We start from the raw sequence: 14,008 nt of genomic DNA, 5'->3' as shown, positions 1-14,008 counted from the left end.
CAGCTACGAAGCCAAGCGCGCAACTTACGAAAAATTAATCCCAGACTGACTTTTACCCTGCACACGAAACAATTTCAAAATCGTTACGAAAAAATGTCACAACATCGCTACATATGGTCTATATGCAATCCGCATTTATTTAGCACGTCTCTCGCCTCGACCAAGGCGTACGGTCGAAGGCGCATGGGTGACTCATTTGTCAGGTTTGGGCATCCTGCTGCGCATACTTCAGGTTTTGCACCACACGCCTCGACCAGCCCTTACCGTTGTCCGGCCAGCCTGAGCAGTCGGTGAAATACTGCTCGCGCAAGGCGAAGAACAGCGGCTGCACATCGTAGGGGGCTTTAGCGCCTGCGGGCCGATCATCGATTGCCGAAGCCTTCGCACCCAAGTTGAAACCGACGGGTGTCGCAGCCGCATTAGAAGCATGGCTCGCCGCACCTCCACGCAAACCTGTAGCGGCTCCTACAGTGCCTGAGCGTGCAAGGGGGATCACGGCTGTAGCCAACTTCTGGGCACCAACAATCGCAGCAAAGCACCGAAGCAAGAACAGTTGCCTCTCAAAGGCGTAGCAAAGCAAAAAAAAGCCCGCATATGCGGGCTCCTTGAAAGATGGTTCTGCATCGAGGATTAGAAGTCCTTCTAATCCGAGCCAGAACGAAAAAAGGGGGTTAGCCGAAGCTAACCCCCTTTTCTTTTATTGGTCGGAATGGCGGGATTCGAACTCGCGACCCCTTGCACCCCATGCAAGTGCGCTACCAGGCTGCGCTACATTCCGAGAGCTGCGAAGTATAACGACTTCGCCGGCACTGCGCTAGAGCTTGAGCCAGTCGAGCAACGCTTGAAGCTCCTGCCGTACCGACGCGGTCACTTCATTGCTGCCGGCCGTGCCCTCGCCCAGATGCGCGAGCTGGTTGCGCGCGCCGCTGATGGTGAAGCCCTGCTCGTACAGCAGCGAGCGGATCCGCCGCACCAGCAGTACTTCGTGATGCTGGTAGTAGCGACGGTTGCCCCGCCGCTTCACCGGCTTGAGCTGGGTGAATTCCTGCTCCCAGTAGCGCAGCACATGCGGCTTGACGCCGCACAGCTCGCTCACCTCACCGATGGTGAAGTAACGCTTGGCCGGGATCGGCGGCAGTTCATTGGTCGGAACGACGTTGCTGGTGCTTTGCATAGTGGATTTCGACTAAGCCCTTGAGCTTCTGGCTGGCGTGAAAGGTCACCACCCGGCGGGCGGAAATCGGGATTTCTTCCCCGGTCTTGGGATTGCGCCCGGGGCGCTGCGGTTTGTCGCGCAGCTGGAAATTGCCGAACCCCGACAACTTCACGACATCCCCATCGGCCAGCGAGAGGCGAATTTCTTCGAAAAACGCCTCGACCATGTCTTTTGCTTCGCGCTTGTTGAGGCCCACCTTGTCGAACAGCATGTCGGCAAGGTCGGCCTTGGTCAGCGTCATTGTGGTAGTTCCGTACTGCATTACGCCCTCAACATCGCGCCACACGTTTCTGCTTTGCGCAGCAGCTGATTCACGGCGGCATCGACCTCATCATCGGTCAAAGTTTTCCGAGTATCTTGGATTAACACCTTGAAAGCAAGGCTCTTTTTCCCGTCCTCGACCCCCTTGCCACGGTAGACGTCGAACAGGGCTACCTCGGTCACGATCGGGTTCTTCACCGTTGCGAATGCGGCCTGAAGTTCGGCCACCGACACTGCCTCGTCCACGACCAGCGCAAGGTCACGGCGGACAGGCTGGAACTTCGACACCGGCTCGGCCTTGATCCGCCGCACCGACAACAAGGCGGCAACATCCAGTTCGAACAGCACCGGCGCCTGACCGAGTTCGTAGGCCTGCACCCACTGCGGATGCAGCTCGCCGAGCACGCCGATCACGGCACCGTCGAGCACGACTTCGGCGGCACGGCCCGGATGCAGCGCCGGATGGGCCACGCGGCGGAACTCGGCCACACGCGGCGCGATCAGGGCTTCGACATCGGCCTTGATGTCGAAGAAATCGACCTTGTCCTTGCCGGCGCTCCACTGCTCGGGCGCGCGGGCGCCCCAGGCCAGCGCGGCAATGCGCTCGGGCTGAACGTCGGCGGCAACGCCGTTGAACACCCGTGCCACTTCGAACAGGCGTACCCGCTCCTGCTTGCGATTCAGGTTGTGCTTGAGGCCGGCAACCAGACCGCCGATCAGGGTCGAACGCATCACGCTCATCTGGCTGGCGATCGGATTGATCAGCTTCACCGGATTGGCGTTGGCGGCGAAGTCGGCTTCCCACCGGGCTTCGACGAAGGCGTAATTGATCGCTTCGCGATAATCGCGCGCCACCAGCTGATGCTTCAGCGCCATCTTGCCGCGCGCATCACCCGGCAGGGCCAGCATCGCCAGCTTGGCATTCGATGCTGCGACCGGAATATTCTCGTAGCCGTAGACGCGGGCGACTTCCTCGATCAGGTCTTCCTCGATTTCGATATCGAAACGGAAGCTCGGCGGGGTCACGGTAATCACGTCACCGGCCAGCGCGGTCGGCAGGCCGATCCGGCCGAGGATGGCGACAATCTCTTCTGCTGCCAGCTGTACGCCCAGCACCTTGGCGACGCGCGACACGCGCAAGGTCACCGGCTTGCGGGCCGGCAACGTGGCGACGGCCTCGGTTACCGGGCCGGCATTGCCGCCGCAAATATCGAGGATCAGTTGCGTGGCACGTTCGAGCGCCTCGCGGCTGGCGCCGAAATCGACGCCGCGTTCGAAGCGGTGCGAGCTGTCCGAGCTGAAGCCGAGGCGACGCCCCTTGCCTGCAATCACTTCCGGCGCGAAGAACGCCGATTCCAGCAGCAGCTCACGGGTCTCGTCACCCACCGACGAATCCAGTCCGCCCATGATGCCGGCCAGCGCCAGCGCCTTCTTGTCGTCCGCGATCACGAGCATGTCTGCGTCGAGCTTGACCTCCTTCTCGTTCAACAGCACCAGCGTTTCGCCGGCCTGCGCAAAGCGCGCCCGGATGCCGCCTTCGATCCTGGCCAGATCAAACGCGTGCATCGGCTGGCCTTGTTCGAGCAGCACATAGTTGGTGACGTCGACAACGGCGGAAATCGAACGCACGCCCGAACGTGCCAGACGCTGTTTCATCCAGTCCGGCGTTGCGGCTTGCGTGTTGACGTTGCGCAGTACGCGGCCGAGGTAGCGCGGGCAGGCTTCGCCACCGTGCAATGACACACTGATCGCGTCATCAATGCTCGGCGCAACCGCGACGGCCAGCACCGGCTTGGCCTCGGCACCGGTCAGGGCCGCCACTTCGCGGGCAATGCCCTTGATCGACAGGCAGTCGGCGCGGTTCGGCGTGAGCTTGAGCGTCAGCAGCCGGTCGTCGAGCTGCAGGTAATCGCGGATGGGCGTGCCGACCGGCGCATCGGCCGGCAGCAGCAGCAGGCCGTCGACGCCGTCGGGAATACCGAGCTCGTCACCCGAGCACAACATGCCGGACGACTCGACACCGCGCACCTTGGCGCGCTTGATCTTGAAATCGCCGGGCAGCGTCGCGCCAATGCGGGCGCACGGCACTTTCAGGCCGGCAGCCACGTTCGGTGCACCGCAGACGATGGTGATCGGCTCGGCTTCGCCGACATTGACACTGCAGACGTTCAGACGGTCGGCGTCCGGGTGCTTGGCAATCGACAGCACCTCGGCAACGAAAACGTTGTCGAATGCGGGCGCTGCCGGTTCGTTTTCTTCGACCTCAAGGCCGGCCATCGTCAGCAGATGCGCCAGCTGCTCGGAATCGAGCTGGGGGTCGACCCAGCTGCGCAGCCATTGTTCGGAAAATTTCATCGCTTGGCTCCAAGGTGCAGCCGTCGCATCGCGACCGCTGCATTCAGGCATGGGAAAAGGAATTCGGGGGTAAGACGGCTTATTCGAACTGACCGAGGAAGGACAGGTCGTTCTCGAAGAACAGGCGCAGGTCGTTGACGCCGTAATAGAGCATCGCAAAACGGTCGAGGCCGATGCCGAAGGCAAAGCCGGTGTACTTTTCCGAGTCGATGCCGACGTTCTTTAGCACGTTCGGATGCACCATGCCGCAGCCGCCGACTTCGAGCCAGCCGCGCTCGCCCAGCACGTCGATCTCGGCCGACGGTTCGGTGAACGGGAAGAAGGACGGACGGAAACGCACCTGCAGGTCATCGCGTTCGAAGAAATTGCGCAGGAAGTCGACGATCACGCTCTTAAGGTCGGCAAACGACACGCCTTCTTCGACCCACAGACCTTCCATCTGGTGGAACATCGGCGAATGGGTCGCATCGGAGTCGACGCGGTACACGCGGCCCGGCGCAATGATCTTGATCGGCGGCTGATTGTTCAGCATGTAACGGACCTGGATCGGGCTGGTGTGCGTACGCAGCACCAGCGGCTCGCCGCCGCCTTCGTCTTCGATATAGAAGGTGTCGGCCATCGCCCGTGCCGGGTGATCCTTGGGGATGTTCAGCGCTTCGAAGTTGTGGAAATCGTTTTCGATTTCCGGGCCGTCGGCGACATCGAAACCGATCGAGCGGAACAAGGCCTCGATGCGCTGCTGCACCAGCGTCACCGGATGCAGGCCACCGGACGGCAGGCCTCGCCCCGGCAGCGAAACGTCAAGCGCTTCGGCGGCCAGCTGCTTCGCCAGCTTGTCGGCGGCCAGCGCATCGCGTCGCGCCTGCAGCGCGGCTTCGAATGCCTGCTTGGCCTGATTGACGGTCGCGCCAAAGGTTTTCTTTTCTTCCGGCGGCAAGGCGCCCAGCTGGCGCAGCAAGGCGGTGATCGCACCTTCCTTGCCAATGTAACGCGCCTTGGCGTTCTCCAGCTCTTGCGCGTCGCTCGTCGCTGCCAGCGCGGCCAGGCCTTCATCGAGAAGGGTTTGTACGTTCGCAACCATGGTCGGGTCCCGGATGGGTCAGGAAAAACGATTCACGAAAATTCTGATCAGAATGCTCGGGAATCACGTCTCGTCAACGTCGCAGCGGCAAAACACGCCCAAAACGACAGGAATAAAAAAGGGAGGCCGGAAAGCCTCCCTTTTCAAGCACTTACCGATCAGGCAGCGAGGCCAGCCTTGGCTTGCTCGACAAACTTGGCAAAAGCCGGCTTGTCGAACACGGCGAGGTCAGCCAGCACCTTGCGGTCCACTTCGATGCCAGCCTTCTTCAGGCCGTTCATGAAGCGGCTGTAGGCCAGACCGCATTCGCGTGCTGCTGCATTGATACGGGTGATCCACAGCTGACGGAACTGACGCTTCCTTTGACGACGGTCACGGTAAGCGTATTGGCCAGCCTTCATAACCGCTTGCTTGGCAATGCGGTATACGTTCTTGCGACGGCCGCGATAGCCCTTCGCCAGATTCAGGATCTTCTTGTGACGAGCGCGGGCGGTTACACCACGTTTAACGCGAGGCATGTTTCTTCTCCTTTAGTTACGCGTAGGGCAACATCGCACGTACGTGGCCCATGTTGGTCGCATCGACCATCGAGGTACCGCGCAGTTGGCGCTTGTTTTTGGTGGTTTTCTTGGTAAGGATGTGGCGCTTGAACGCATGGCTGCGCTTGACGCCGCCACCGCCAAGAACCTTGAAGCGCTTCTTGGCGCTGCTCTTGGTTTTCATCTTGGGCATGTATATGCACTCCAAGTTGTGTTGGATCAGGCAACAGGCGCTCCAAAGAGACTTAAAGCCCGCCACCCCGCTTTTGTTGCGACAACGATCCCGTTTCCGGAACTCGACGGCGGCTGTCGCCACGCCGTTATTCTGTGCTGCGGGCGCTTACTTCTTCTTCGGCGCCAGCATCATCACCATTTGCCGGCCTTCAAGGCGCGGATACTGCTCGACCACGGCCAGTTCGGTCAGGTCGGCTTCGACGCGCTTGAGCTGCGCCATGCCGATTTCCTGGTGAGCCATTTCGCGACCGCGGAAACGCAGCGTGATCTTGGCCTTGTCACCTTCTTCCAGGAAGCGAACCAGATTACGCAGCTTGACCTGGTAATCGTTTTCGTCGGTACCCGGACGGAACTTGACTTCCTTGACCTGGATTTGCTTCTGCTTCGCCTTGGCCGCCGCCTTCTTCTTCGACTCTTGGAACTTGAACTTGCCGTAGTCCATCAGGCGGCAAACGGGCGGCTGCGCGTTCGGGGCGATTTCAACCAGGTCGAGTTCGGCTTCTTCGGCCATCGACATCGCCTGGAACAGGCTTACGATACCGAGTTGTTCACCCTCGGCCCCTTGCAGTCGCACTTCGCGGCCGGTGATTTCACCGTTGATCCGCGGTTCTTTGTCTTGCGCAGCTATTGCAGTTCTCCAAATCCGGAAAAAGAAAAACCGTGCGTCTTAGAGGACACTCCCTCAGAGCAGTTCGCCGTTGAAGCGCTCAACCAGCGCATCCAGCGTCATTTGCCCGAGATCCTCGCCACTGCGGCTACGCACGGCCACCAAGCCTGCTTCCTTCTCCTTGTCGCCCACGATGAGCTGATAAGGAAGGCGTTGCAAGCTATGTTCGCGAATTTTATAGGTTATTTTCTCGTTCCTCAAGTCGGCGTCACCACGGAAGCCGCGTTGACCCAGCAACTTGGCAACCGATTCGGCGTACTCGCGCTGAGATTCGGAAATATTCATCACGACAAACTGCGTCGGCGCCAGCCAGAACGGGAACGCGCCGGCATGGTTTTCGATCAGGATGCCGATGAAGCGCTCGAGCGAACCCAGCACCGCGCGGTGCAACATGATCGGGCGATGCTTCGCATTGTCTTCGCCGACGTACTCGGCACCGAGACGCTCCGGCAGGTTCGGGTCGATCTGCAGCGTACCGCACTGCCACAAGCGCCCCAGACAGTCCTTCAGCGTGAACTCGATCTTCGGGCCGTAGAACGCGCCCTCACCCGGCAGATACTCGAATGCCAGCCCCTTGGAGTCGAGCGCAGCCGCCAGCGCCGCCTCGGCGCGATCCCACGCCTCTTCGGTGCCGATGCGCTTTTCCGGACGGGTCGACAGCTTGACGAGGATTTCGTCGAAACCGAAGTCGGCATAGACCTCTTTGAGCAGATCGATGAACTTGGCTGCCTCGACCTGCACCTGTGCTTCGGTACAGAAGATATGCGCATCGTCCTGCACGAAGCCGCGCACGCGCATGATGCCGTGCAACGAACCCGACGGCTCGTTGCGGTGGCAGGAGCCGAACTCGGCGTAGCGCAGCGGCAGGTCACGATACGAGCGCAGGCCCTGGTTGAACACCTGGATATGACCCGGGCAGTTCATCGGCTTGACCGCGTAGTCACGTTTTTCCGATTCGGTCGTGAACATGTTGTCGCGGTAGTTGCCCCAGTGGCCGGACTTTTCCCACAGCGTCCGGTCCATCACCATCGGCGTGCGGATTTCCTGATAGCCATGCTCGTTCAGCTTGCGACGCATGTACTGCTCGATCGACTGCCACAGCGACCAGCCCTTCGGATGCCAGAACACCATGCCCGGTGCTTCGTCCTGCAGGTGGAAGAGATCCAGCGCCTTGCCGATCTTGCGATGGTCGCGCTTCTCGGCCTCTTCGAGCCGATGCAGATAAGCCTCGAGGTCTTCCTTCTTGGTCCACGCGGTACCGTAGACGCGCGTGAGCATTTCGTTCCTCGAATCGCCGCGCCAGTACGCGCCGGCGACCTTCATCAGCTTAAACACCTTGAGCTTGCCGGTCGACGGCACGTGCGGGCCGCGGCACAGGTCGGTGAAATCGCCTTCGCGGTACAGGCTCAGCACCTGGTCGGCCGGAATGCTCTCGATGATCTCGGCCTTGTACGCTTCGCCAATGCCCTTGAAATAGGCCACGGCCTCGTCGCGACTCAACTCGTAGCGCTCGACCGGAAGGTCCTTCTTGGCCAGCTCGGACATCTTCTTCTCGATCAGCGCCAGGTCTTCGGGCGTGAACGGACGCTTGTAACTGAAGTCGTAGTAAAAACCATCCTCGATCACCGGGCCGATCGTCACCTGCGCCTCCGGGAACAGCTCTTTCACCGCGTACGCCAGCAAGTGCGCGGTCGAGTGGCGGATCACCTCCAGCCCTTCCGCATCGCGGTCGGTAATGATGGCCAGCTGGACGTCGCGATCGATCAGGTAGCTGGTATCGACCAGTTGACCATCGACCTTGCCGGCCAGTGCGGCACGGGCCAGGCCGGCGCCGATGCTGGCTGCGACGTCGTGCACGCGCAGCGGTGCATCGAACTGGCGTTGGGAACCATCAGGAAGCGTGACGACGGGCATGGTGAGCGCCTTTAAACTGGACCGGATCAGGTCGTTAACGATACGTGAGGACAAAAAAAAAGTGCGGCCAGGCCGCACTTTTTTCATTCGATCAAATCAACTTGCCAGCACGGCTATCCGTTTAGTGTTGGATAGTAGTGCGAGTTCGCAACATGATTCAATCTCCAAATTCGTTGGTAGGCACGATTGGACTCGAACCAACGACCCCCACCATGTCAAGGTGGTGCTCTAACCAGCTGAGCTACGTGCCTAACGAAGGACTGCATATTAGCTTTACGATCCGGATTCCGCAAGCACTTCCTGCGAAATTTTCATGACCAAGTCGATAAATCATTGATTCGACAAGGTCTTTGTCTTATCGATTACAGCCCCGGCTTGCGCCAGAAGAACCGCCAGACAAAGCCGGGCCACGACAGTACGGCAAACATCGCCAGCGTCGTGACGTAAAACTGCCAGTTTTGCGAATGCGGCGTGGCCAGACGCGACTCGAGCCCCCACGCAAGACCGCCCACGGCAAGGTAGTACACCACCCACTCGAGCAACTGCCAGCCGAAATGCTTGTTGGCCAGATGCAGTACACCGAACAGACGCCCCGAAACAAAAGGCACATTGGCGGCCAATGCCGCCAATGTGCCCAGAAGGATGACCTCCAGCATTGCGCTTTACAGGCCGGTGTGCAGCGAGAACTGCAGGGCCGTCGTCAGGGCAGTCAGCAGGCGATCCGGCATCATGCCGAGCACCAGCAGCAGCAGGCAGTTGACCGACAGCACAAGCTTGGCATCGGTACCGGCGGCGATCGGTGCAGCATCGGTCGGATCTTCGAAGTACATGACCTTGACGATACGCAGGTAGTAGAACGCGCCGATCACCGACATCAGCACCGCGATCACGGCCAGCCAGACGAGGCCGAGGCCAACCAGTGCCTGGATGATCGCCAGCTTGGCAAAGAAGCCGACGAAGACCGGGATGCCCGCCATCGAGAACATGACGATCAACATCATCGCGGCAAACCACGGGCTGCGCTTGTTCAGACCACGGAAATCGGCAATCTGGTCCGCTTCGAAGCCTTCGCGCGACAGCAGCATGATGATGCCGAAGCCGGCTGCTGCGGTGAGCATGTAGGTCATCGCATAGAAGAACGCTGCGGCATAGCCGCCCGGCGTCGCCGCCATGATGCCCAGCAGCAGGAAGCCCATGTGCGAGATCGTCGAGTACGCGAACATCCGCTTGATGTTCACCTGCGCAATCGCGGTCAGGTTGCCGATCACCAGCGAGAGGACGGCCAGCACCATCAGCATCGAGCGCCAGTCGAAAGCAAACCCCTCGAGCGCCTGTGCAAGGATGCGCATGATGAAGGCAAATGCCGCGACCTTCGGAGCCGAACCGATCAACTGCGAAATCAGCGTCGGCGCACCGTCGTAAACGTCCGGCGCCCACATGTGGAACGGCACGGCGCCGAGCTTGAAGCCCAGACCGGTGACGATGAACACGATGCCGAACACGGCCAGCAGGCGGTTGGCTTCGTCATTGGCGATTTTCTGCGAGATCACGAAGACATCCAGGCTTTGCGTCGCGCCGTAGATCATCGACATGCCGTACAGCAGCAGGCCCGATGCCAGGGCGCCAAGGATGAAGTACTTCATCGCCGCTTCGGTCGAACGGCTGGAGTCACGCTGCAACGCAACCAGCGCGTACAGCGAGAGCGACAGCAGCTCGAGGCCGACGTACAGCACGACGAAGTTGACGGCCGAGGCCATCACCATCATCCCGAGCAGTGCGCACAGCGTCAGGGTGAACAGCTCGCCGCGGAACAGGCCGCGCGCCACGGCATAGCCGCGACCGTAAACGAGCATCAGGATCACGCCGACCACCATGCCGAGCTTGGACAGCGAAGCCAGCGGATCGGCGACGAACATGCCGTTGAACGCCAGCAGCGGTTGCAGCGAGTAGCCGGCAACCAGCAGGCAGCCGGTAGCGACCAGGGTCGCCAGCGTCAGCACGTAGCTGATGTGGCGCTTGGCATCGCTGAGGAATACATCGATCAACAGGATGGCGCAGGTCGCACAGAGCAGGAAGATCTCCGGGGTCGCGACGCCAGCGTTGAGACTGGACCAGGTCATGATATTCATCGGTGACTCTTTATTGGAGCTTGGACTGCGAGACGTGCCAGATCAGGTCGTTGACCGACTGGTGCATCACTTCGGTAAACGGCTTCGGATACAGACCCATGCCGAGGACGGCGATTGCGAGAATCGCCAGCACGAGGAACTCGCGCTTGTTCACGTCCTTGAGTTCGGCAACGTGTACGTTGGCGACATCACCGAAAATCACGCGCTTGTACATCCACAGCGTGTAACCGGCGCCGAAGATCAGCGTGGTTGCAGCGGCGAAGGCGTACCAGAAGTTCACTTGCACGGCACCGAGGATGACCATGAACTCGCCGACGAAACCGGAGGTACCCGGCAGGCCCGAGTTGGCCATCGCGAACAGCATCATGAAGGCAGCGAAGATCGGCATCTTGTTGGCGACGCCACCGTAATCGGCAATCTTGCGGCTGTGCACGCGGTCGTACATCACACCGATGCAGAAGAACATCGCGGCCGAGACGAAGCCGTGGCTGACCATCTGCACGATGGCGCCTTCGACTGCGTAGGGATTCAGCTGCGTGCCACCGGCAAACATGAAGAAGCCCAGCGTGACGAAGCCCATGTGCGAGATCGACGAATAAGCCACCAGCTTCTTCATGTCAGTCTGCACCAGCGCGACGAGGCCAATGTAAACGACGGCGATCAGCGAGAAGATGATGAACACCCACGCATATTCACGTGCAGCGTCCGGTGCGATCGGCAGAGCGAACCGCAGGAAGCCGTAGGCACCGAGCTTCAGCGTGATCGCGGCCAGCACCATCGAACCGCCGGTCGGCGCTTCGACGTGTGCATCCGGCAGCCAGGTGTGGACCGGCCACATCGGCACCTTCACCGCAAAGGCGAAGAAGAACGCGATCAGCAGCATGACCTGTGCGCCCATGCCCAGCGGCAGGCGCTGGAAGTCGGCAATGACGAAGCTGCCACCGGCCTGCATGTACAGGTAAACGAAGGCCACCAGCGTCAGTAGCGAACCGAGCAGGGTGTACAGGAAGAACTTGACCGACGCGTAGATCCGGTTCGGACCGCCCCAGACGCCGATGATCAGGTACATCGGGATCAGCATGGCTTCGAAGAACACGTAGAACAGGATCGCATCGGTGGCGGCAAACGCCCCGTTGATCAGGCCCGACATGATCAGGAACGCAGCCATGTACTGTGCCACGCGGCTCTGGATCACCTGCCAGCCGGCGATCACGACCATCAGCGTCGTGAAGCTGTTGAGGATCACGAACAGCATCGACAGGCCGTCGACGCCGAGTGCGTAGTTGATGTTGAACATCGTGATCCACGGTGTCGATTCGACGAACTGCAGACCGCCGTGCAACGAATCGAAACCGGTGTAGAGCGGCACCGAGACCAGAAGGCCGGCCAGCGCACCGAGGACAGCAAGCCAGCGCGCGGCGTTGGCGTTGCGGTCTCCCCCCGTTGCGAGCACGACGAGGCCGGCGACGATCGGCACCCAGATCGTCAGGCTCAGAAGATTACCCGTCATAGTTTACCTACTTGTTATCAATTCAAACCGAGCTTACTGGCTAACCAGCACGCCACCGAGCCACCAGGTCATCAGCACCAGCGCGCCGAGAATCATCGCGAACGCATAGTGATAGATGTAACCCGTTTGCAGACGGCGAGTGATCCTCGAGAAGAAGCCAACCACCTTGGCCGTGCCGTTGACCATCAGTCCGTCGATCAGCAGCACGTCACCGACCTTCCAGAACAGCGTACCGAGCACGCGGCCGAAAGCGGCAAAACCGTTGATGTACAGATGGTCCATGTAGTACTTCTCTTCCATGAGCTTGCGCACGCCGATCGCGGTAAAGAAGCGGTCGATCGCGGCCGGAATCGCCGGCATTTTCATGTAGAAGAGGTAGGACACGGCCACACCCGCGATCGCCAGATACAGCGGCAGCGTCGAGAACGAGTGGATCACCATGGCCAGCGGGCCGTGGAACTCTTCCTTGAGCATTTCCATCGTCGGGTGCGCTTCATGATTGATGAAGATCACGCCTTCGAAGAAGTTGCCATAGAGCATCGGCTGGATTGCGAAGTAACCGATCAGCACCGACGGAATCGCCAGCAGCACCAGCGGCAGCGTCACGACCCACGGCGACTCGTGCGGCTTGTCGTTCGGGCCGAGTCCGTGGTGGTGTTCGTCCTCGTCGTGCGCATCGGCTTCGTGATGTGCGTGATGATCCTTCGCCATCCAGCGTTCCTTGCCGTGGAAGACGAGGAAGTACATCCGGAACGAGTAGAACGCGGTCACGAACACGCTGGCGATCACGGCGAAGTAGGCAAAGCCGGCACCCGGCAGGTGCGACTCGGCCACGGCCTCGATGATCGAATCCTTCGAGTAGAAGCCCGCGAAGAACGGCGTACCGATCAGCGCCAGCGAACCCAGCAGCGAGGTGATCCAGGTAATCGGCATGTACTTGCGCAGGCCACCCATATTGCGGATGTCCTGGTCATGGTGCATGCCCATGATCACCGAACCGGCGCCAAGGAACAGCAGCGCCTTGAAGAACGCGTGCGTCATCAGGTGGAACACGGCGACCGAATAGGCCGATGCGCCCAGTGCGACGGTCATGTAGCCGAGCTGCGACAGCGTCGAGTACGCGACCACGCGCTTGATGTCGTTCTGGATCATGCCGAGGAAACCCATGAACAGCGCGGTAATCGCACCGATCACGAGGATGAAGTTCAGCGCAGTGTCCGACAGCTCGAACAGCGGAGACATCCGGGTCACCATGAAGATACCGGCGGTCACCATCGTCGCGGCGTGGATCAGTGCCGAAATCGGCGTCGGGCCTTCCATCGAATCCGGAAGCCACACGTGCAGCGGGAACTGCGCCGACTTGCCCATCGCACCGATGAACAGCAGGATGCAGGTCACGGTCATCAGTGACCATTCCGCGCCCGGGAACAGCGTGATCATCGCGTCCTTCAGTGCCGGCGCCTGTGCGAACACTGCGGCATAGTCCAGCGTGCCGAAGTGTGCCAGCACCAGACCGATGCCGAGCAGGAAGCCGAAGTCACCCACGCGGTTGACCAGAAAGGCCTTCAGGTTGGCAAACGTCGCGGTCGGACGCTTGAACCAGAAGCCGATCAGCAGATACGAGACCAGACCCACCGCTTCCCAGCCGAAGAACAGTTGGACGAAGTTGTTGGCCATCACCAGCATCAGCATCGAGAAGGTGAACAGCGAGATGTAGCTGAAGAAGCGGTTGTAGCCCGGGTCTTCCTGCATGTAGCCGATGGTGTAGAGGTGAACCATCAGCGATACGAAGGTCACCACGCACATCATCATCGCGGTCAGGCTGTCGACGAGGAAACCGACGTTGAATTCAACGCCGTTCACCGTCAGCCAGGTGTAGACCGTCCCGTTGAACGGCTCGACGCCGTCCAGAAGGATGCCCTTCAGCACGAAGGCCGAGAGCAGGAAAGACACCGCGACACCGGCAATCGTCACACAGTGCGCGGCGCGGCGGGAAATCGCCCAGCCGAAGAGACCTGCCACCAGCGCGCCGAACAGCGGCGCGAGCGGGATGAGCAGGTAGATCGTTTTCATGTCCATTGGCAATACCTGTTATGTCGATC

General features: G+C 60.4%; 13 protein-coding genes and 2 tRNA genes. All 15 read right to left on the bottom strand.

From position 1 onward, the window contains the following. Positions 1-199: 199 nt before the first annotated feature. The 15 genes from JMJ54_RS10785 to nuoL all read right to left on the bottom strand — a co-directional run bounded on the left by JMJ54_RS10785 (position 200) and on the right by nuoL (position 13,985). Positions 200-391, bottom strand: coding sequence for a hypothetical protein (locus tag JMJ54_RS10785; RefSeq protein WP_203538554.1), 192 nt, complete (start codon positions 389-391; stop codon positions 200-202). Positions 392-701: 310 nt separating this feature from the next. After that, positions 702-778: transfer RNA gene (locus JMJ54_RS10780), tRNA-Pro, on the bottom strand. A 36-nt stretch (positions 779-814) separates the two neighbouring features. Then, positions 815-1,174 carry a MerR family transcriptional regulator gene (locus tag JMJ54_RS10775; protein WP_189458309.1) on the bottom strand — a complete coding sequence of 120 codons (360 nt, stop codon included), beginning with the start codon at positions 1,172-1,174 and terminating at the stop codon, positions 815-817. Further along, complete coding sequence (locus tag JMJ54_RS10770) at positions 1,140-1,457, bottom strand: integration host factor subunit alpha (protein ID WP_189458308.1); 318 nt, start codon at positions 1,455-1,457, stop codon at positions 1,140-1,142. The genes JMJ54_RS10775 and JMJ54_RS10770 overlap by 35 nt, the downstream gene beginning before the upstream one ends. A 20-nt stretch (positions 1,458-1,477) precedes the next feature. Next, entirely contained in the window at positions 1,478-3,832 is a 2,355-nt protein-coding gene (gene pheT, locus JMJ54_RS10765; protein ID WP_203538553.1) for a phenylalanine--tRNA ligase subunit beta, read from the bottom strand. 79 nt (positions 3,833-3,911) lie between these two features. After that, positions 3,912-4,913, bottom strand: a complete 1,002-nt coding sequence (gene pheS, locus JMJ54_RS10760; RefSeq protein WP_203538552.1) for a phenylalanine--tRNA ligase subunit alpha — start codon at positions 4,911-4,913, stop codon at positions 3,912-3,914. 158 nt (positions 4,914-5,071) lie between these two features. Continuing rightward, the gene (rplT, locus tag JMJ54_RS10755) at positions 5,072-5,431 is read right to left on the bottom strand and encodes a 50S ribosomal protein L20 (protein ID WP_070531169.1); all 360 of its coding nucleotides are present in this window, start codon (positions 5,429-5,431) and stop codon (positions 5,072-5,074) included. A 16-nt stretch (positions 5,432-5,447) separates the two neighbouring features. Further along, positions 5,448-5,645 carry a 50S ribosomal protein L35 gene (gene rpmI, locus JMJ54_RS10750; RefSeq protein ID WP_018748785.1) on the bottom strand — a complete coding sequence of 66 codons (198 nt, stop codon included), beginning with the start codon at positions 5,643-5,645 and terminating at the stop codon, positions 5,448-5,450. Between the two features lie 147 nt (positions 5,646-5,792). Continuing rightward, positions 5,793-6,314: a translation initiation factor IF-3 gene (gene infC, locus JMJ54_RS10745; protein WP_203538601.1), complete on the bottom strand. Its 522-nt coding sequence runs from the start codon at positions 6,312-6,314 to the stop codon at positions 5,793-5,795. A 54-nt stretch (positions 6,315-6,368) separates the two neighbouring features. Beyond that, positions 6,369-8,267: a threonine--tRNA ligase gene (gene thrS / locus JMJ54_RS10740; RefSeq protein WP_203538551.1), complete on the bottom strand. Its 1,899-nt coding sequence runs from the start codon at positions 8,265-8,267 to the stop codon at positions 6,369-6,371. A gap of 174 nt (positions 8,268-8,441) precedes the next feature. Then, positions 8,442-8,518: transfer RNA gene (locus tag JMJ54_RS10735), tRNA-Val, on the bottom strand. A 111-nt stretch (positions 8,519-8,629) separates the two neighbouring features. Next, complete coding sequence (locus tag JMJ54_RS10730; RefSeq protein WP_203538550.1) at positions 8,630-8,923, bottom strand: DUF2818 family protein; 294 nt, start codon at positions 8,921-8,923, stop codon at positions 8,630-8,632. Positions 8,924-8,929: 6 nt separating this feature from the next. Beyond that, entirely contained in the window at positions 8,930-10,387 is a 1,458-nt protein-coding gene (gene nuoN, locus JMJ54_RS10725; protein WP_203538600.1) for an NADH-quinone oxidoreductase subunit NuoN, read from the bottom strand. Between the two features lie 19 nt (positions 10,388-10,406). After that, complete coding sequence (locus JMJ54_RS10720) at positions 10,407-11,906, bottom strand: NADH-quinone oxidoreductase subunit M (protein ID WP_203538549.1); 1,500 nt, start codon at positions 11,904-11,906, stop codon at positions 10,407-10,409. Between the two features lie 33 nt (positions 11,907-11,939). Beyond that, on the bottom strand, positions 11,940-13,985 hold the full coding sequence (nuoL, locus tag JMJ54_RS10715) for an NADH-quinone oxidoreductase subunit L (protein WP_203538548.1): 2,046 nt from the start codon (positions 13,983-13,985) through the stop codon (positions 11,940-11,942). Positions 13,986-14,008: the final 23 nt, after the last annotated feature.

This window comes from Jeongeupia naejangsanensis (genome assembly GCF_016865585.1).
In the GTDB taxonomy this organism is placed as follows: Bacteria; Pseudomonadota; Gammaproteobacteria; order Burkholderiales; family Chitinibacteraceae; genus Jeongeupia; species Jeongeupia naejangsanensis.
Note: the sequence above shows the minus strand (reverse complement) of the source record. Positions and strands in the feature narration are given on the sequence as shown.